This window comes from Kribbella sp. WER1, assembly GCF_054189145.1.
This window is the reverse complement of sequence record NZ_CM135186.1, coordinates 6,620,207-6,639,073: the sequence shown is the minus strand read 5'-3', so window position 1 is coordinate 6,639,073 and position 18,867 is coordinate 6,620,207. Positions and strand designations below refer to the sequence as shown.

The following is an 18,867-nucleotide window of genomic DNA, read 5'->3' as shown; positions in this document are numbered from 1 at the left end:
AAGGAGGCACGTGTGCGACTGGCTGGACGGGTGATCGTGGTGACCGGGGCCGCGTCGGGGATCGGCGCGGCCTGCGCCGAACGGGCGCGGGCCGAGGGCGCGCAGGTCGTACAGGTCGACATCCGGCCCTGCCCGGAGCTGCCGGGCAAGGCGATCACCGTGGTCGGTGATGTCGCCTCGCCGGACACCTGGGCGGAGGTACGGTCGCGCGGCCGCGACGAGCTCGGTCCGATCGACGGCCTCGTCAGCAACGCTGTCGTCGTCGACGTCAAACCGGCCCACGAACTCCCCCAGCCGTCCTGGCAACGCCAGCTCGACGTCAACCTGACCGCGGCGTTCCTCGGCTTCCAGACGCTGTACGACGACCTCGTCGCAGGCGCGGGCTCCGTCGTACTGGTCTCCTCGGTGCACGCCGTCGCCGGACTGCCCGGTCATCCGGCGTACGCCGCGACGAAGGGAGCACTGGTGTCGCTCGGACGCCAGCTCGCCGTCGAGTACGGCCGCGACATCCGTGTGAACACAGTGCTCCCGGGCCCGGTCGTCACGGCGATGTGGGACCGGGTCGACGCCGAGGCCCGCGAACGCAGCGCCCAGGCAACCGCTGTGAAGCGCCTGGGCCAGCCGGACGAGGTGGCCCAGGCGGTCGCGTTCCTGCTGTCGTCCGAGGCGTCGTTCGTCACCGCCGCCAGCCTGGTCGTCGACGGCGGCTGGTCGGCGGTGAAGGACTCGGCGTAACGCCCCGCTACCCCAACGGCAGATCGAGTACGGCGTTGGGCACCGACGTGCTGTTGGTGGTCCGGATGCTGTCGAGCTCGGCCGACGTCAGCGCCCGTTTGTAGAGCCGTACCTCGTCCATCGACCCGTCGAAGTGATGGGCTCCGTCGAGGCGCTGGCCGACGAACATCGTGAACGGCCGGCCGGGACTGACCGACCCCGTCGGCGCGGTCACCGCGGCGGCCTGAGCGCCGTCGACCCAGATCGACAACGTCCCGGCCTTCCGCTGCAACGCCACGTGATGCCAGGCGTTGTCGTTGTACGCGCTCGCCGTCTGCACCGCCGCGGTGTTCCCGCCCGTCGTGATCAGCCCGCGGATCCGTCCGTCCGCAGGCTCGGCCCGCAGCCAGAACTGCGAGAACTCGTTGATCCCGTACCCCCAGAAGATCGCTTGCGGTCCGGTGGAGGCGCCGTACCTGATCCACGCCATCGCGGTGAAGTCGCCGGCGCCGACCGCGAGCGACTCGGCGTACGGCAGCTGGATCGCGTCGTCGACGCCGTCGAGGTCCCGCGCCTGCCCGAACTTCCCGGTGACCGCGACCGGGCCGCCGCGCAGGTAGCTGTCGTTCTGCAGCCCGGACACGTCCGGCGTCGTCGTACCCCGCGGGGCGTCCGGGAGGCCGATGTCGTTCTCGGTGAAGCGGGCGAACCGGATCTGGTCGCGGGCGTCGACCGTGCCGCCCTCGTACAGCAGGCCGATCTCGCCGGTGTCGAGGATCGCCAGGTCCGAGTACCCGGACCAGTCGCTGGTGATTCGGGTGCCATCGGCAACGGACTGCCAGGTCTTCCCCTCGTCGAAGCTCGACCGGATCGTCAGATACCGCCGCCGGTCCGGATCGGCCGGCGACGCGAACAGGATCCGGTTGTACTTGTCGCCGCGATCGACCGCGCGCAGCCGTTGCAGCGAGCCCTGGACGACCGGCGTGGTCAGCCCGGAAATCGTGGAAAACGGTGCGGAAAACGTTTCGCCGCCGTCGTTGCTGACCGCGGACATCCGGCTCGCACCCGACGTCCCGGCGTTGTTCCGGGCACCGGCGTACACGCCGCCGTCGACCTTCTCGACCACGCTGATCTCCTGCGGGGTCGCGTCCGACCGCAGATCGGTCGCGCCCTTGTGCCAGGTCACGCCGTGGTCGTCGCTGTAGACGAGCTGGCCGGCGTTCTGCCCGGCGCCGTTGTCGTAGTTGGTGCCCGCGACCAGCCGGCCGGCATGCCCGCCACGGGTCAGCTGGATGCCGTGCACGGGACCGGTCGCGTACCAGCCCCAGGCCGGGTCGTCGATCTGGTCACCGATGTTCTTCGCCTTGCTCCACGTCCGGCCGTCGTCGTCACTGGTCTGCACGTACGGCGTCCGCGGGCGGCTCGTCGTACCGGGATCCATCGTCGACAGCAGCACGATCCGGCCGGTCTCGTAGTCGACGATCGGCGCCGGGTTGCCCCGGGTCGCGACCGCGTTCGGGTCGGAGTCGGTACCGGACAGGACGGTCTGGGTCGCCGACCAGGTCCGGCCGTCGTCGTCGGAACGGCGCATCACCAGGTCGATCTCCTGGGAGTCCGCGCACCAGGCGCGGCGGGCCTCGGCGAACGCGAGCAGCGTCCCGGCCTTGGTCCTCACGATCGCGGGGATCCGGTAGCAGCCGTAGCCGGCGTCTCCCTTGTCGAACAGGACGGTGGTGGTCACGGCTGCTTGGGCGGATGGAAGCGGGACGGCGAGGGCCAGCACGAGGGCCGTCGCCAGGGCGGTGAGTCTGCGCATCAGCGGATGCCTCCTGAAAGTAAACAACGGGGCGGTTGTTCACTAGGAAATTCAGCCACAGATCCGGCGTCCACACCAGAGGTCATGGGACGTCCTATGTCCAACCGATCACATAGGTTGTGAACTATGGATCTGCTTGCCGAACTCCGGAGCCGGAAACTGCTCGCGATCATCCGCGCCGATCGCGCGGACACCGCCCTCGACTGCGTCGAGACCCTGGTCGAGTCGGGCATCACCGCGCTCGAGATCTCGCTGACCACCCCCGGCGGCGTCGAGGCGATCGCGAAGGCGCGCTCGCAGTACGATCCGCACATCCTGATCGGGGCCGGCACGGTCGTCACCGCCGACCAGGCCGCCGCAGTCGCCGAGGCCGGCGCCGACTTCAGCGTCACGCCCGCGATCACCCGCGGCGCGCACCGCTCGGTCGAGCTCGGGCTGCCGCTGCTCTGCGGCGCGCTCACCCCGACCGAGGTGGTCGCCGCGCTCGACCTCGGCGCCACCGCGGTCAAGATCTTCCCGGCCAAGGTCCACGGACCCGGCTATCTCTCCGAGCTCCGCGCCCCGCTCCCCGACGCGCCGCTGATCGCCGTCGGCGGTGTCGACGCCCAGTCGGCCCCGAAGTATCTCGCCGCCGGCGCCCTGGCCGTGGGGGTCGGCTCGCCGCTACTCGGCGACGCTGCCACCGGCGGACCGCTGGCCGAGCTGGCGATCCGGGCCAGCACCTTCCGCACCGAACTCGACATCTGACACCTCTGACCTACGGAGTCTTCGCATGACAGATCTGCTGACGCTCGGCGAGACGATGGTATCGGTGCGGACCGCGCGGCCGATGCGGCTGGGCGGCGACGCGCAACTGTCGATCGCCGGCTCCGAGAGCAACGTGGCGATCGGGGTGGCGCGGCTCGGTCACGACGTCACCTGGTTGAGCGCGGTCGGCAACGACGAACCCGGTCGGCTGATCCAGCGCACGCTCCGCGCCGAGAACGTCGACGCCCGCGTGCGGTTCGCGGACGACGCGTTCACCGGATTCATCGCGTTCGACCAGCCGTCGCACGACATCACCCGAGTCAGCTACCACCGCCGCGGTTCCGCCGCCTCCACGCTGACGCCCGACGAAACCGCCGCCGCGATCGCGGAGCTGTCGCCGACGTTGCTGCACGTCACGGGCATCACCCCGGCGCTGTCCGACACCACCCGCGCCGCGACGCTGGCCGCCGTACGCACGACCACCGCGCAGGTCTCGCTCGACGTGAACTACCGCGGCCGGCTCTGGTCCCGCGCCGAGGCCGCGGCCGCGCTGCGCGAACTCGTCCCGCACGTACACACGGTCTTCGCCTCCGACGACGAACTGGACCTCCTGTCCGACGCGGAGGATCCGATCGCCGACCTGCTCCGAACCGTCGACACCCTCGTCGTCACGGCCGGCGGCAAGGGCGCGTGGTCCCACACCCGGACGCCTGAACCGCTCACGATCCACCGCCCCGCCCTGCCGGTGACCGTTGTCGACAGCATCGGCGCCGGCGACGCGTTCGTCTCCGGATACCTGTCCGCGACGCTCGACGGACTCTCCCCCGAGGCCCGCCTCGACCGCGCCAGCACCTCCGGCGCGTTCTGCGTCACGGCGTACGGCGACTGGGAATCCCTGCCCACCCGCGAAGACCTCACCCTGCTCGCCCACGCCCAAGGCACCGCGCTCCGCTGACGGGTGTCACGCCACGACAGGCTGTCTCGTCCTAGCTGCGTGACCTCCAACGACTGGCAAGAACTGCACACGGTCGAGGACCTCGAGCGTTTCGGCACGCCGGACCCGATCGTCCGCGACAAGATCGAACCGCGGCTGTACGACTTGCACCGCGAATGGATCGGCGGTACGCCGCTCGTCTTCGTCGCCACTGCATCGCTCGACGGCCGCTGCGACGTCTCGCCGAAGGGCGACCCGCCGGGATTCGTGAAGGTTCTCGACGACACGACCCTCGCCATCCCCGAGCGCTCGGGCAACCGCCGGATGGACGGCTTCCGCAACATCCTCGAGAACCCGCACGCCGGCCTGGTCCTCCTGATCCCCGGCCGTCCCGAGACCCTGCGCGTGAACGGCCGCGCCCGGATCGTCACCGAGGCCCCGTTCTTCGACGACATGATCGTCCGGTCGCACCGCCCGCGGCTCGCACTCGTCGTCGACGTCGAGGAGGTGTTCTTCCACTGCCCGAAGGCGTTCGCCCGTTCGAAGACCTGGAAACCGGACACCTGAACGCCCAGCTCTACTGATCCTCGGCCGGGAAGAGGATTGGGCTGAGGAGGTACCGCGAGCGCTCCGGCGTCGCCTCGTTCGACAGCACCGGCAGGATCGCGGCACGCATACCCTCGATCAACTGCCGGAGCTCGGCATCCGTCAGCCAGACCGCGTGCTGCCGGTAGCCGACCAGATCCGCGATCGGATCCGCCGACTCACGATCGGTGTACGCCGTGAACTCCGCGAGCAGGGCCGCCATCGCCGCCGCGAACCCGCGCTGGTGGTCCTGCGGAGTCAACTGCTCGAGCTGCTCCGGCGTGATCGACGCCCGCTCCTGCCGAAGCCGGAACCGCCGCTCGACCGCGCCGCGGACGCGCCGTTCCTCGGCCACCTCGAGGATCCCGCCCTCGGCGAGCAGCTCGACGTGCCGGTACAGCGTCGCCTTCGACACGTCCGCGATCCGCTCGCCCAGCTCGGCGGTCGTCAGCTCACGGCCGCCGCGCAACGCGTGCACGATCCGCAGCCGCACCGGATGCCCCAGCAGTTCCAACGGACCCATGGCGTAACGATCTCACGTCGTGCTACCTTTCTCAAACAATGAGAAAGGTGCTGTGATGACTCCTTGGACTCCCCCGCCGTACGCCGACCCGGCCACCTTCACCGAACGCGCCATCACCCTCGACGCGGCGGACCGCACGGTCCCCGGAACGCTCACCCTGCCCGCGCGGCCAACAGGTCGCGGCGTCGTGCTGCTCACCGGCGGCGGCCCGTTCGACCGCGACGAGACCGCCGGCCCGAACAAGCCGCTCAAGGACCTCGCCTGGGGCCTGGCGACGCAGGGCATCGCGGTCCTGCGCTTCGACAAGATCACCGCGAACCGTCCCGAGGCGATGGCCGAGCCCGGCTACACGATGACGTCGGAGTACGTCCCGCACGGGATCGCCGCGGTCCGGCTGCTCGCCGAGCACGTCGACCGCGTGTTCCTCGTCGGGCACAGCATGGGCGGCAAGATCGCGCCGCGGATCGCCTCCGAAGAGCCGCTCGTCGCGGGCGTCGTGATCATGGCCGGCGACACCCAGCCGATGCAGCACGCCGCCGTCCGCGTCATGCGGTACCTGGCCGCGGCGAGCCCCGAAGCGGTACCGCCCGAGACCGTCGCGCTCTTCGAACGGCAGGCGATCGCGGCCGACACCGTCACCGCGGACACCCCGGCGTCGGACCTGCCGTTCGGTGCGCCGGCGTCGTTCTGGCTGGATCAGCGCGGGTACGACCCGGTCGCGACGGCGGCGAAACTCGACGTACCGATCCTTGTCCTGCAAGGCGGACGCGACTACCAGGTCACGGCCGCCGACGACCTCCCGGGCTGGCGCGACGGCCTGCCCGACGCCACCGTGACGGTCCTCGACGACGACAACCACGTGTTCTTCCAGGGCACCGGCCCGTCCACGATGGCCGACTACCAGATCCCGGGACACCTGGACCCGGCAGTCGTCACCACCATCGTCGACTGGTTGCCTTAAGCAAGTAACGCGGGATCGGACTCCAGCTCGCGTTCAGGCTCGAGCGGAAGCACGATCTTGAAGACGGTACGGCCCGGCTCGGACTCCACCCGGAGGTCGCCGTGGTGCTTCTTGACCACGATCCGCCAGGAGATGTCGAGGCCCAGCCCCGTCCCCTCGCCGATCGGCTTCGTGGTGAAGAACGGCTCGAAGATCCGCCGCCGGATCTCCTCCGGGATCCCCGGACCGGTGTCACCGATCTCGACCACGGCGTACGCGCCGTCGCGCCGGGTCCGCAGCGTCAGCGTCCCGGAACCACCCATCGCGCTGACCGCGTTGTCGATGATGTTCGTCCACACCTGGTTCAGCTCCGCGGCGTACGCCGGGATCGCCGGCAGCTCCGGATCGAACTCCTTGACGATCTGGTACCCCTGGAGCTTGCCCGACATCATCACCAGCGTCGACTTCAGCAGCTCCCGCAGATCCACGGTCTGGTACGGCGCCCGGTCGATCTGCGAGTACTGCTTGGCAGCGCCGACCAGGGTCGAGATCCGGGTGACCGAGTCGTCGATCTCGTTCATCAACGACTCGGTGTCGATCGTGTACATCAGCCACCGGACAGCACCCTCGAGGTACGTCGGGCCGACCGCCGTCAGCACCTCCTCCATCCACGGCACGTCGAGGCCCGCCTGCGCCAGCACCGGGGCGACGTCCCAGCTCGCCTGCACGTCGTGGTCGTCGAGCCAGTCGGTGAGCAGGTCCTCGCGGTCGGACAGCTCCAGCGGCGGGATGTCCTTGTCCTTGTTCTTCTCCAGCCGCTCGACCGCGTCGTCCTGTAGCGCGACGATCTGGTGCAACTTGGTCGCGTCGAGCGTGCCGTCCGCGAGCATCGCCAGCTTCGAGCGCATCCCGGACACCCGCTGCCGGAGCGTCGCCGCGGCCCGGACCGCGGCGGCGGCCGGGTTGTTCAGCTCGTGGGTCAGGCCCGCGGACAGCGAGCCGAGGGCGAGCAGCCGCTCGCGTTCCCCCAGCGTCTCGTTGGTCCGCCGCATGCCCATCACGAAGCCCTCGATCAGGTGTACCGCCATCGGGAACCAGGTGTTCATCATCGTCGCCATCGTGTCGGCGTCGATCACGAACAGCTCCGACGGCTGCGTGACCTGCATGGTCGCCGTGTACGACTTCTTCTCGGCGGCGCCGAAGAACGCGTTGAACGCCCCGGAGTACACCCCGCGCTGGTGCGTCCGGTTGATCTCCACCAGCTCGCCGTGCGAGAGCTTGCAGAGCCGGATCTCACCGCTGAGCAGGACGTAACAGCAGGTCGCCTCGTCGCCCTCGTTGAACACGACGCCGTCGTGCACGACCTCGACGTACCCGGCCTCCGACAACCAGCCGAGCTGCTCGTCGGTCAGGCTCTCGAAGAGGAAGAGCGTGCGCAGCTCGTCCGGGGTCAGCCGCCGCGGCTCCACGATCTCGTCAGTCATCAGAGCATCTCCAGGTATCGGTGCACCAGTGTCACGGCCATCGCGCCGTCGCCGACCGCCGACGCGACCCGCTTCACCGACTCGGCCCGCACGTCGCCCGCGGCGAACACGCCCGGCATGCTCGTCTCCAGGTGGTACGGCTCGCGCTCCAGCGCCCAGCCCGGCGGTCTGCCGTGCAGGTCGGGTCCGGTGAGGACGAAGCCGCGCTCGTCGCGGAGCAGGTCACCGGGCAGCCAGTCCGTCCGCGGGGCCGCGCCGATGAACACGAACATCCACTCCGTGTCCACCTCGCGCTTCTCCCCGGTCTCGCTGTTCAGCAAGGTGAGGTGTTCCAGGTGCTCCGAGCCCATACAGGAAACGACCTGCGTGCAGGTGTGCACCTCGATGTTGTCGATCGCATCGATCTGGTCGATGAGGTACGACGACATCGTCGCGGTGAGCGATGGTCCTCTGACCAGCATATGCACGCGTTTCGCATGCCTCGAGAAATAGACCGCGGCCTGACCGGCCGAGTTCGCCCCGCCGATGATGTAGACCTCCGAGCCGACGCATGCCGGCCCTTCGGTGGTGGCCGATCCGTAGTAGATGCCGCGGCCGCACAGGTCGTCGACGCCGGGCGCCTGGAGCGTCCGGTACGAGACGCCGGTCGCCAGGATCACCGAGTGCGCCGAGATCTCGCTGCCGTCGGCGAACCGGAGCCGGCGGGCGTTCCCGAGCGTCTCCAGCCCGACCACCTGCCGGGTCGTCAGCAGCTCGGCCCCGAACCGGACCGCCTGCCGCCGCGCCCGGTCGGTCAGCTGCGCGCCGGACACCCCGTCCGGGAAGCCCAGGTAGTTCTCGATCCGGCTCGACTGGCCGGCCTGGCCGCCGGTCGCCAGTTGCTCGACCAGGACGGTCCGCAGGCCCTCGCTGGCGCCGTACACCGCGGCCCCGAGGCCGGCCGGTCCGCCGCCGACCACGACCAGGTCGTAGAAGTCCTGCGCCGGCGCCGTGGTCAGGCCGACGCGTTGGGCCAGCTCGGCCTCGGACGGGGCGACCATCACGGTGGCGTCGGGCGTGATCACGACCGGCAGCGTCGTACCGTCCACGTCGGCCGCGTCCAGGAGGCGCTTGGCCTCCTCGTCGTCGACGTTCAGCCAGCGATACGGCACGGCGTTGCGGGCGAGGAAGTCACGGGCCGCGAACGACGGCGCCGACCAGCGGTGGCCGATCACCCGGGTCTCGTCGCCGGACGGCTCCGGGGTCGCCTTCCACAGGTCGAGCATCGCGTCGACCACCGGATACAGCTTCTCCTCCGGCGGGTTCCACGGCTTCAGCAGGTAGTGGTCGAGGTCGACAACGTTGATCGCCTGGATCGCGGCGTCGGTGTCGGCGTAAGCCGTCAGCAGCACCCGGCGGGCCAGCGGGAACAGGTCCATCGCGGCCTCGAGGAACTCGATCCCGGACATCTGCGGCATCCGGTAGTCGGCCAGCAGCAGCGCGACCGGCTCGCCGCGCAGTTTCAGTTCCTTCAGCGCGTCGAGCGCCTGCGCCGGGCTCTCCGCCCGGACGATGCGGTTGTCCTCGCCGTACCGGCGGCGGAGGTCACGGGCTATCGACCGGGAAACGCCGGGATCGTCGTCCACGGTGAGGATCACCGCGCGGGTCGTTGACGCTGTCATGCCTCCTTCATACCAGCGGATGCCCACAAGGTCTCGTGCGCTGGACCATCGCACGAGACCTCACAGGGATCGGTCATCCACAGGCCACGGCCCGGTCCGCGGGCTGCTGCGGACCGGGCCGGGGCGGGCGGGCCCTTGGCTGACGCCGCTACGGCAGGGAGGCGAGGTACGGCGCGTGGCTGTTCCGGAACTCCCAGTCGTAGTAGTGGTCCCAGTTGATCGACCACGTCATCAGGCCGCGGAACCCGGGCGAAGGACCGCCGCGGAGGCTGTAGCCGCCGCAGTTCTGGCCCTTCACCAGGCAGTCGAGCGCCTCGTGCACGGCTGCCGGGGCGGTGTAGCCGTTGCCCGCGCTGATCGCCGCCGGGAGCCCGAGACCGATCTGGTCGTCGCGCAGCCCCGGAAACGTCCGGCCGGTGTTAGCCACCGGGAACCCGGCCTTGACCATGTCGGTCATCGCGATGTGGAAGTCCGCGCCGCCCATGGTGTGGTACTGGTCGTCGAGCCCCATCACGGGCCCGGAGTTGTAGTCCTGGACGTGCAGCACGGTCAGGAAGTCCCGCACCGCGTCGATCACCGGCAGGTACGCCCCGGTGCGGTTGTCGTTCGGCCCGCCGTAGAACTGGTACCCCACCTGCACGAAGAACGTCTCCGGCGCCATCGTCAGCACGAACTTGTCGCCGTACTTCGCCTTCAACGACTTCAGCGCCGCGATCAGGTTCACGACCACCGGCGTGGTCGGATTCTTGAAGTCCGTGTCGCCGGCATCGAGGTACAGCGAATGCCCCTCGAAGTCGACATCGAGCCCGTCCAGCCCGTACTTGTCGATGATCGAGCTCACCGACGTCACGAACGCGTCCCGCGCCGCCGTCGTCGTGAGCTGCACCTGCCCGTTCGCGCCCCCGATCGAGATCAGCACCTTCTTCCCAGCGGCCTGCTTCGCCCGGATCGCACTGATGAAGTCCGCGTCACTCTCCACCTCCGGACACTCCGCCACCGGACACCGGTTGAACCGAATCTCCCCCGACGTCGGACTCGTCGGCTCCCCGAACGCAAGATCGATGACGTCCCACTCGTCCGGCACGTCGGCCATCCGCACATACCCGGACCCGTTCCCGAAACTCGCATGCAGGTACCCGATCAACGCATGCTTGCCCGACGCCCCCTCCGCCTGAGCAGGCAACGCCGCCCCGGTCAGCAAGACCCCGACAACCACGGCAAGCCATCGCATGGTCATTAAGTAGAGAGGTTCCATAACCCCCGGTCAACACCTAAGAACGGCGGGTACCCGACCCCGTCGGATACCCGCCGCACCGCTGGCTTCAGCTGATGGTGAGGATCTTGTTCACCGTGTACGCCTGCGCATGATCAGCATCCCCCGGGAACCAGACTCGATAAGCGATCTGCCCCCGTACCGTCGGCTTGATCCCGAACGCATACTTCCCCGAAGCACTGAGCTTCACCGAAGCAACCGACTTCCACACCTTGCTCCCGTACTGCTGCAGATACACCGCCTGCCCCGCATGTGCCGGCCCGACATACCCACTCAACGCACTAGCCTGCCCAAGCCTGACCGAGGCCGGAGACAGCACCGCGGAAATCGTCGGCGCGACATTCACCGTGACGTCCCTGGTCCGGGTCCCCATCAACTCCGCGTTCCCAGGGAACGTCAACATGTAGACCGACGAGACCAGCGGCTTGTGCGTCAGCGAGAAGGTGCCGAGCCCGGAAGTCTCCATCGTCGCGAGCAGAGTGAACTTCGAGGAATTCTTAGGCCGCACGTACACCTTCACCGGCAGCAGCGAGTACCTGATGTTGTCGGTTCGCAACGTGCTGCCCTTGATAGTGATCGAGCCGCCGTAGCTGATCAGTGTCGACGACACGCTGATCCCCGACGTCATCCCAAGCAGTCGCTTGACCGCGGCCGGGCTGACCTTGCCGCTGCGGTCCACAACCCACGCGGCGAAGGTGTACGTCGTTCCCTGCGCGAGTCCGCTGTTCCGCACAGAGGTTCCGGTGCCCGCGTACACGAGCGTCCCGGTGCTGATGGTCGGCGCCGTGCTCCCGACGTTGCGCCGCACGATCACCTGGTCGAGATCCGGTGTCGGGGGCAGCTTCCAGGCAAGGTCCGCGGCCAGGTAGGCGCCGTTTCCCGCCAGCTCGACCGGCTGGGGAACCAGATCCTCCGTGCTGAATACCGAACTGAACGGTGCCACGGCGACTGCCCGCCCGGCTTCCAGGACACCGGTCCCGGTGACAAGCAACGGGGTTGCCTCCGGCCACTCGGTGATCGGCTCGAGAACCGCTTGGCGGGTGGTCGCGTCGTACGAGATGACCATGTCAACCACCGCGCCGGTCTTGGCGTTCCGAACCCACACGGCGCTAGTCAGACTGTCCTGGTCGACGTCGCGCGAGAACGTGATCGTGACCTTGCTGTGGATCGGAACGCCGGAGGACATAGTGGCCGGCTGGATGTCCCGCAGTGGGTACGCCGTCCCGGAAGTGTTGCCGCCCGGTCCTCCGTCAGCCAAGCTCAGCGTGTACGTGCGCGTGTCCCGCGACCCATTGTCATTGCGGACGGCGATGTACGTCGTCCCCGCCGCCACGCTGGCGTTGGCGGTCGCGGTCAGCCTGACCGGGACGTCCGGATTCGCAGGGAACGCGTTGACCGCGGTGGCCAGCGGCTGCAGGTCCGCGTTGTACACCTCGACCCTGGGACCGATGTTGACCGGCAGATCGACATTGAACTCGGAGCCCGTCAGCGAAACCTTGATGTTGCGGGCCGTGGCCGACTCCACCTTGTACCAGTCGACATCACCCTCGGTGTTGAAGGTGGAGCTGACCGCCTGCGTCAGGGCCGTGGCGCGAGCAGGTTGGTCGTCGCGGTCTGCAACCGCAGCCGCGAAGTCCGTCGTCCACTTGCCGCCCAGTGCCTGGTATGCGTCCAAGATGCCCGCACCGTAGTACGGGTCGGTGCCGCGCGGACCGGCGTCCCTGGCCGTCGTCTTCAGGCGTGCCATCACCTGGGCGGGCGTGAACATCGGCCACTTGTTCCGTACCAGCGCGGCGATTCCGGCGACGATCGGGGACGAGAACGACGTCCCCGAGAGGCCCATGGCGTAGGGGTCGTAACCGGCCGGCGTCTTCGAGCGCGGTGCGGTGCTGGTGATGTCGAAGCCGGGCGCGGCGATGTCCACGGTGCCGCCGTACGTGCTGAAACTGGTGAGCGCGCCATACCAGTTGGTGGCGCCAACAGACAGCACCTCGTCGTACGCCGCCGGATACTGCGGCGCCGAAGTACCGGTGTTACCGGCAGCGGCCACCAGTACTACGCCGTTGGCAACGGCGTTCTGGATCGCGGTGTGCAGCACGGGGTTGTCGCCCTCGCCGCCGAGCGACATGTTGATCACCCGGGCGCCGTTCTTGACCGCCCAGTTGATGCCGTTGATGACGTTGGCGTCGCTGCCCTCGCCGTTGTCGTCGAGCACCTTCACCGGTCGCACCTTGGCGTTCCACGCCACACCGGCGATGCCGATCGAGTTACCGGTGCCGGCCGCGATGATGCCGGTTACGGCCGTACCGTGCCCGTCACCGTCGTTCGGCGCGAGCGCGGTGTTGAAGGTGTTGTACCCAGGCAGGAGATGACCCGCCAGGTCCGGGTGGCCCGCGTCGACCCCGGTATCCAGCACAGCAACGGTCTGCGCGCCGGCCGACTTGCTCAGGTCCCAGGCCTCGTTGACCCGAACAGTCGGCAGATATTTCTGGTAGTTCGTGTAGTACAGGTCGCCCGGCGTGGCCGTCTTCCTCCGGATGTAGTTGAGCGAAGCCTCCGCGACCGCGGGCTCCGCCTTCATCCTCTTCAACAACTCGGGCGCCGGCACGTCTCCGGTCACCGTGACGACGTCCTCGGCCTCGGTCGCCTTGGAGGTCCCCTTGGCCTTCGCCACCGCGGCCTTGCGAACCGACGCACTCGCTTTCGCCTTGAACCGCACGACCACAGACTTCGCGTCGTACACGGGCTTGGCCATTCCCCGCTCTGGCCGCGAACTCACCTTGAACGGATGGGGCACACCAACGACTTCGGCAGTACCGGACGAGCCGGTCACCGCCACCAGCGTCGCCGCGACCAGGGCCGCCGGAACGGCAAGCCGCAACGACTGAGCAGGACGGACAGACAACAGATCTCCTTGTAGCTATCGGACCGTGAAGATGCGGGTCGCGGTGGCAGAATATGGACCGGTGGTGGCGGACTGAATCTGCAGCACGTGCGACCCGCTCGGCAGCCCACTGGCGGTGAACGGCGACGTACAGGTGCCCAGGTAGTTGCCGTCCAGGACGCATTGGCTCGGCTGGCCGTTCACCGCGGAGGTGTCGAACGGGATCGACACATCCGAACTCATCCCGGCCGGTGTGTCGCCGATGACGACGTTCTGACCTTGCCATGCGAAATCGGACAGCCGCTCGGTCGTCGTGTTGTACAGCGGGACTCCGAACTCCTGACCGCCACCGGCGAGGAAGTCCCCGGCGTTGAAGGATTCCAGGATGTCGCGTCCGTCTCGTCTGACCAGAACGGCGAGCTGTCGCCCGACCGTGTCCCACTCGAGACCGGCGATACTTGTCCCCTGCGCGAAGCCGAAGTCCGCGATCGTGGCCGATCCACCATCGGGTGGCAGGAAGGCCACCTGGCCGAGGGTCCCCGCCGGCACGTACGCCAGGACGTTTCCGGTCGGCGACAGCGCCGCGCGCGTCGCGCCCTCGGAGCCTCCGATCGTCGCGATCCGTGCGCCCTGCTCGGCCGCCTCAACGCGAGTCAGCGGTGCCCCAGTGAGGCCGCTGTCTCGGACGATGAGGGAGTGGTTGTCGGCGTACCAGATCGGATGATCGAGGTTGCAGCCGACTCTGGCCACCGAGGCGTCGGCCAGCGTCAGGACGTCGACGCAAGTGCCCGCGGTGGTGAAGGCGATCCGGGTGCCGTCCGGCGACCAGGACGGATCCGCAATGCCGGTTCCCGGACGAACGAGCGTGTCGACGCCGTCCCGCCGGGTCCACAGACCGTCGGCGAGGACATACGCGAGGTCGATCCCGTTCGGCGCGCTCGTCACCTCGGCCCCGTCACCGGCCGGGGCGTTCTCGACCGGCACCACCTGCGACGCCTTCGGTACTGCGAGACTCCCGAGCACCGGCGTCCCGCCGGACGACGGTGCGACAAAGGCGGCGATCTGCTGGCCGACCGGCGCCGGCGACACCCGAGGGCTCTCCAGACTGGGTTCGAACTCGTTGACGGCCCACATCGTGTACGTCGCCCTCGGGGACGCTGCAGTCCGCGGCTCCGTCCAGTGGGTCTGGTCCGGAGGAAGGTTGAAGGTATTGTCGATCCCGTCGACGGACTTCTTGAGGACGAACCCGACCGGCGTCGCGTTCCCCCACGAGCCCGGCGTCCACGAGAGGTCCACACCGCTGTACGTGGCGGTGACCGTGATCGTCCGCGGTGTCTCAGGCCGGTCGTACACGCTCGCGCTGAAGGAGAGATGGCGCGTACCTCGCGACGTTCCGTCCTGAATCTCGACGCCCTGCCGGTAGTCCGCGGGGTAGGTGGCCGTCAGGCTCATGCTGACGGTGCAACTCTCGCCCGGCCTGACGACCCCACACTGAGCAGTCCCAAGCTGCCAGCCGGAGCCACCGTTCAGGGGCTTGACGGAGAGCATCAGATCGGTCGTTCCGCGGTTCGTCAGGGTCGCGCTCCGGTCCGGCCGCTGCGTGCCGGCGAAGACCTTGCCGAAGTCCACCCGCGGCGTGTCGACGCCGACTGCGGCGTACGGTGTCGCGCTCTTGATCCGGATCTCGCCGTACACCGAGGAAACACCCGCGCAGGATCCGGAGTACGTCGCGCTCATCGTGGCGACCTGGAGATCGGCGGTGTAGGCGAGCTCGGTGATGTTCAGGGTGCCGTCGAGATTGCAGTCTGAACCGTTCTGGCGGACGACGAACGACTGATCAGAGGCGCCCAGCGTGACGGTTCCCGGCCCGGCGAAGAGTCGGGGCATCGTGAGTCGGACGTTTCCTGCGGACAACGAGCGCGACGACTCCGAAGGAGCGTCCGCGACCTGCTTCGCCACCTCGTCGGACAACCAGGTTGGTGCACCGCCCGGGTCCGCGTCGACCGTGAGGACGTCGTTGGTCCCGACTGTAGGAGCAGTCGCCGGTCTGGTCCCAGTCGTCACGGCACTCGGATCGCCGGTGCCGGCAGCGCTGACGGCGACGACCCGGTAGGTCGCAGTCGCGCCGGCCTTGACGTGCGTGTCGACCCAGGTCGTCGTACTGGCGGACAGTTGCTTCGAAGCGTCGCTCCATGAGCCGTTCGCTCGCTGCGACTGCACCACGTAACCGTCGACCACGGCTCCTGCGGGAGCTGCCCACGTGACGCCGATACCGCCGAGGACGGGGAAGGTCTGGATCGCGGAGGGCGCGACTTCCGCCGAGGAGCCGGCATGTGGAGCGCTGGACGATTGCGGCTGAGCCGCTGCAGGGAGCACTGCGGTCAATGGCAGGGACAGGGCAAGGGCAGATGTCAGCAACAGGCGGGCGCGACGCATCGACTCTCCAGGATCGGGCGGAATCCGGCGCACCCCGAGCGACACCGGCGAAGGTCAGGCTGATTTGTATCGTTCGAAGGGCTTCGGGGGCAACCCCACTGCAGGTAGTTGCAGTCACGGGCCGCAGTTCAGGCAGGGCCAGGGGTGGCCGCAGTGGGTGCAGAGGCCTTCGGGGGTTGGGGGTGGGAGCCAGACGGTGGGGGTTGGGGTTGTGGGGGTGGTGGGGGCGGGTGCGGGTGGTAGGGGTGCTGGGGTCCAGTGGAGTTGGGTGCGGGGGTCGGGGGCGTGGGTGGCCAGCAGGGCGGGGATGCCGGCGTCCCAGGTGGCGGTGCTGGGCCACGGGCCGCGCCAGCGGAGGGTGGCTGCGCCGTCGGACCACTCCACGCCCTCGGCGAGGATCGCGGTGGGGTTGGTGTGGCGGACCAGACGGAAGAGGCGGGCCTGGGGCTGCAACGGGTTCACCTCTTCAGAATTGCCCAGAACGCACTGCGGACAACAGGTGTTTGCTGTGGGCTGTGGGAACAGCCCACAGCCCCCATGGCCTTGTTTTGAAGGGTTTTTGTCGGCGGGGGCTTGTAGCTTTACCGGCACGCACCACATGAGCTCGAAGCACGAACGGGGTGGTCCTGTGACTTTCGGTTCCCTACTGCGGCAGTGCAGGCAGACGGCCGGGCTGAGCCTGCGGCAACTGGCAGCACAGGTCGGGTACGACCACAGCTATCTGTCGCAGGTGGAGCGCGGGCAGCGTCCGGGCTCTGCCGACCTGGCGCGGCTCTGCGACAAGGAGCTCGGCACTGCCGGGCAGCTGACGGCCACGTTCGGGCAAAGGCCTGCACGGGCACAGCAGCAGGCAGACCCTGATCCGTTGGAGGCGGCCTGGCGAGGGCTGATCGACACACTCGAGACCGGAGATCCGGCTGAGCTGTTCGGCGACTTCCGTGGGGTTCCTCCGGCTGCGCTGCTGCCCACGCTGGTCAGCCAGCTGCGCGGCGCGGACCAGTCGGAGACGGCAGAGCTGAGCGCTCTGGTCGCGGAGACGCTGACGAGGCTGGACGACCGCGGTACTGCGCGGCGTTGGTGGTGGGCTGCCCGTGCCGCCGCGGACAGCGCCGGCAGCGGGGCGACCGTACGTGCCAGGGAGACGATCAGCGGGCTGGCCGAGCGTCGTCCGTTGCCGGAGCTGCTGGAGCTGGCGGACGAAGCGGTCGGCCTCGATCGGCAGAGCTACTTGCCGCGTGCAGCACGCGCATTGGTGCTGGCTGAGCTCGGCCGACGTCAGGAGGCGCACCGGGCCTTGCAGGAGCTGATCGGCGTCGGCGACGAGCTCGCTCCGACGTACCAGCTGCATTGGGCCGAGGGACGCGTGTGCACGTTGCTCGGGTACGGCGTGGCCGGTTGTGTGCTGCTGGAGCGTGCGAGGGAGCTCTGCCCGGCGAGCTGGATCGGTGACCGCGCCAGGCTCGACCTGTGTCTGGCCGAGTGCCTGGCGGTTGCGGGAGAGCCGGCAGCCGGTCTGGCGATGGCCTTGCGCGTCCTGGTGGAGCTACCGGACGAGTGGCACGACTCCTTGGTGTACGACGCCGCCGGGCGGGTGCTGCACGTCGTACAGGCGCATCCGGGCTCGGCCGAGCTGAGGTGGTGGCTGATGCGGCGTGGCCGGAGTGTGGGCGGCGGGTCGAGGTCGAAGTGAGAGCAGGGGTAGCGTGCGGCGAGTGACAGGTGAACAGGTAGTGACAAACGCATGGGACTACGCGGTCGAGCTGCGGAGCGCCCCGGCCAGCCCGGAGGCTCGGGCGGCGGTACTCAAGGACCCTGCGTTCGGGCAGTCGTTCACGGACCACATGGTGGTCGCCAACTGGTCGGTCGACCGCGGTTGGCACGGCCCGAAGGTCACGGCGTACGCGCCGCTGTCACTCAGCCCTGCGGCTGCTGTCTTCCATTACTCCCAGGAGATCTTCGAGGGTCTCAAGGCGTACCGGCACCCGGACGGCTCAGTGTGGGCGTTCCGCCCGGACCGGAACGCCGCCCGGTTCACGGCGAGCGCTGAGCGGCTTGCGCTGCCGCAGTTGCCGGAAGACGAGTTCGTCGCGGCACTGCGCGCGCTGGTGACCGTTGACGAAGCCTGGGTGCCGTCAGCCAAGGACGGGGAGACCAGCCTGTATCTCCGGCCGTACATGATCGCCACCGAGGCCGCGCTGGCGGTCCGGCCGTCCCACGAGGTGCTGTTCGGCGTCATCGCCTCCCCTGCCGGGCCGTACTTCAACACCGGCCCGAAGCCCGTCTCGATCTGGCTGACCACGTCCACGATCCGCGCCACCCCGGGCGGCACGGGCGCGGCCAAGTGCGGCGGCAACTACGCGTCCAGCCTGGCCGGCCTGGCCGAGGCGGTGGCGAACGGCTGCGAGCAGGTCGCGTTCGTCGACGCCGTCGAGCACAAGTGGCTCGAGGAGATCGGCAGCATGAACATGTTCTTCGTGTACGCCGACGGCCGGATCGCAACCCCCGACCTGAACGGATCGATCCTCGAGGGTGTCACCCGCGCCTCGGTGATCGACCTGGCGAACGACCTCGGCCACAGCGTCGAGGAGCGCCGCATCTCCGCCGACGAGTGCAAGGACGGCATCCGCTCCGGCGAGATCACCGAGGTCTTCGCCTCCGGCACCGCCGCCGTGATCACCCCGATCGGCCGCCTCGCCTGGCCCGACGGCGACCTGACGATCGGCGACCACACCGTCGACCACGGCGTCGGCCCGGTCACCGCCAAGATCCGCGGCACCCTCCTCGACCTCCAGTACGGCCGCGTCCCCGACACCCGCAACTGGCTCACCCGCCTCGCCTGATGCCGTTTGTCCCCGGCGCCGGTTAGGTTG

15 protein-coding genes are annotated in these 18,867 nt (G+C 68.9%); 7 read left to right on the top strand and 8 right to left on the bottom strand.

Going from position 1 to position 18,867, the window contains the following annotated elements; translation table 11 throughout:
• Positions 1-12: 12 nt before the first annotated feature.
• Positions 13-735, top strand: coding sequence for an SDR family NAD(P)-dependent oxidoreductase (locus ACXJJ3_RS32455; RefSeq protein WP_458165670.1), 723 nt, complete (start codon positions 13-15; stop codon positions 733-735).
• A 7-nt stretch (positions 736-742) separates the two neighbouring features.
• Here the strand turns inward: ACXJJ3_RS32455 and ACXJJ3_RS32450 are convergent, their stop codons facing one another.
• Complete coding sequence (locus ACXJJ3_RS32450) at positions 743-2,530, bottom strand: exo-alpha-sialidase (RefSeq protein WP_458165669.1); 1,788 nt, start codon at positions 2,528-2,530, stop codon at positions 743-745.
• A gap of 126 nt (positions 2,531-2,656) precedes the next feature.
• On the opposite strand from ACXJJ3_RS32450, the gene ACXJJ3_RS32445 reads away from it, so the two are divergent.
• The 3 genes from ACXJJ3_RS32445 to ACXJJ3_RS32435 are packed head-to-tail and all read left to right on the top strand — an operon-like array spanning position 2,657 to position 4,778.
• The gene (locus tag ACXJJ3_RS32445) at positions 2,657-3,277 is read left to right on the top strand and encodes a bifunctional 4-hydroxy-2-oxoglutarate aldolase/2-dehydro-3-deoxy-phosphogluconate aldolase (protein ID WP_458165668.1); all 621 of its coding nucleotides are present in this window, start codon (positions 2,657-2,659) and stop codon (positions 3,275-3,277) included.
• A 25-nt stretch (positions 3,278-3,302) separates the two neighbouring features.
• The gene (locus ACXJJ3_RS32440; RefSeq protein WP_458165667.1) at positions 3,303-4,232 is read left to right on the top strand and encodes a sugar kinase; all 930 of its coding nucleotides are present in this window, start codon (positions 3,303-3,305) and stop codon (positions 4,230-4,232) included.
• Positions 4,233-4,271: 39 nt separating this feature from the next.
• Positions 4,272-4,778 carry an MSMEG_1061 family FMN-dependent PPOX-type flavoprotein gene (locus ACXJJ3_RS32435; RefSeq protein WP_458165666.1) on the top strand — a complete coding sequence of 169 codons (507 nt, stop codon included), beginning with the start codon at positions 4,272-4,274 and terminating at the stop codon, positions 4,776-4,778.
• Positions 4,779-4,788: 10 nt separating this feature from the next.
• On the opposite strand, the gene ACXJJ3_RS32430 is transcribed toward ACXJJ3_RS32435, so the two are convergent.
• Complete coding sequence (locus tag ACXJJ3_RS32430; protein ID WP_458165665.1) at positions 4,789-5,319, bottom strand: helix-turn-helix domain-containing protein; 531 nt, start codon at positions 5,317-5,319, stop codon at positions 4,789-4,791.
• 55 nt (positions 5,320-5,374) lie between these two features.
• Here ACXJJ3_RS32430 and ACXJJ3_RS32425 point away from each other — a divergent pair, with 55 nt between their 5' ends.
• A complete protein-coding gene (locus tag ACXJJ3_RS32425; RefSeq protein ID WP_458165664.1) occupies positions 5,375-6,280 on the top strand; it encodes an alpha/beta hydrolase family protein in 906 nt (301 codons plus the stop codon).
• Here the strand turns inward: ACXJJ3_RS32425 and ACXJJ3_RS32420 are convergent.
• From ACXJJ3_RS32420 to ACXJJ3_RS32395, 6 genes are all read right to left on the bottom strand, one after another.
• The gene (locus tag ACXJJ3_RS32420) at positions 6,277-7,743 is read right to left on the bottom strand and encodes an ATP-binding protein (RefSeq protein WP_458165663.1); all 1,467 of its coding nucleotides are present in this window, start codon (positions 7,741-7,743) and stop codon (positions 6,277-6,279) included. The genes ACXJJ3_RS32425 and ACXJJ3_RS32420 overlap by 4 nt on opposite strands.
• Positions 7,743-9,404 (bottom strand): FAD-dependent oxidoreductase, encoded by a 1,662-nt coding sequence (locus tag ACXJJ3_RS32415; RefSeq protein ID WP_458165662.1) that lies wholly within the window; start codon positions 9,402-9,404, stop codon positions 7,743-7,745. The genes ACXJJ3_RS32420 and ACXJJ3_RS32415 overlap by 1 nt, the downstream gene beginning before the upstream one ends.
• Before the next feature lie 148 nt (positions 9,405-9,552).
• Positions 9,553-10,635 (bottom strand): chitinase, encoded by a 1,083-nt coding sequence (locus ACXJJ3_RS32410; protein ID WP_458165661.1) that lies wholly within the window; start codon positions 10,633-10,635, stop codon positions 9,553-9,555.
• Between the two features lie 91 nt (positions 10,636-10,726).
• Positions 10,727-13,582, bottom strand: coding sequence for a S8 family serine peptidase (locus ACXJJ3_RS32405; protein ID WP_458165660.1), 2,856 nt, complete (start codon positions 13,580-13,582; stop codon positions 10,727-10,729).
• Between the two features lie 15 nt (positions 13,583-13,597).
• On the bottom strand, positions 13,598-15,781 hold the full coding sequence (locus tag ACXJJ3_RS32400; protein WP_458165659.1) for an Ig-like domain-containing protein: 2,184 nt from the start codon (positions 15,779-15,781) through the stop codon (positions 13,598-13,600).
• A gap of 330 nt (positions 15,782-16,111) precedes the next feature.
• Positions 16,112-16,459 carry a hypothetical protein gene (locus tag ACXJJ3_RS32395; RefSeq protein WP_458165658.1) on the bottom strand — a complete coding sequence of 116 codons (348 nt, stop codon included), beginning with the start codon at positions 16,457-16,459 and terminating at the stop codon, positions 16,112-16,114.
• Between the two features lie 166 nt (positions 16,460-16,625).
• Between ACXJJ3_RS32395 and ACXJJ3_RS32390 the strand changes: the two genes are divergently transcribed.
• Positions 16,626-17,687, top strand: a complete 1,062-nt coding sequence (locus ACXJJ3_RS32390; protein WP_458165657.1) for a helix-turn-helix domain-containing protein — start codon at positions 16,626-16,628, stop codon at positions 17,685-17,687.
• 40 nt (positions 17,688-17,727) lie between these two features.
• The gene (locus ACXJJ3_RS32385; RefSeq protein ID WP_458165656.1) at positions 17,728-18,837 is read left to right on the top strand and encodes a branched-chain amino acid aminotransferase; all 1,110 of its coding nucleotides are present in this window, start codon (positions 17,728-17,730) and stop codon (positions 18,835-18,837) included.
• Positions 18,838-18,867: the final 30 nt, after the last annotated feature.

Excerpts from the sequence above, each read along its gene's own strand:
- ACXJJ3_RS32420 (WP_458165663.1), bottom strand. The coding sequence starts at position 7,743 with ATGACTGACGAGATCGTGGAGCCGCGGCGGCTGACCCCGGACGAGCTG.
- ACXJJ3_RS32440 (WP_458165667.1), top strand. The coding sequence starts at position 3,303 with ATGACAGATCTGCTGACGCTCGGCGAGACGATGGTATCGGTGCGGACC.
- ACXJJ3_RS32410 (WP_458165661.1), bottom strand. The coding sequence starts at position 10,635 with ATGCGATGGCTTGCCGTGGTTGTCGGGGTCTTGCTGACCGGGGCGGCG.
- ACXJJ3_RS32425 (WP_458165664.1), top strand. The coding sequence starts at position 5,375 with ATGACTCCTTGGACTCCCCCGCCGTACGCCGACCCGGCCACCTTCACC.
- ACXJJ3_RS32445 (WP_458165668.1), top strand. The coding sequence starts at position 2,657 with ATGGATCTGCTTGCCGAACTCCGGAGCCGGAAACTGCTCGCGATCATC.
- ACXJJ3_RS32450 (WP_458165669.1), bottom strand. The coding sequence starts at position 2,530 with ATGCGCAGACTCACCGCCCTGGCGACGGCCCTCGTGCTGGCCCTCGCC.
- ACXJJ3_RS32430 (WP_458165665.1), bottom strand. The coding sequence starts at position 5,319 with ATGGGTCCGTTGGAACTGCTGGGGCATCCGGTGCGGCTGCGGATCGTG.
- ACXJJ3_RS32415 (WP_458165662.1), bottom strand. The coding sequence starts at position 9,404 with ATGACAGCGTCAACGACCCGCGCGGTGATCCTCACCGTGGACGACGAT.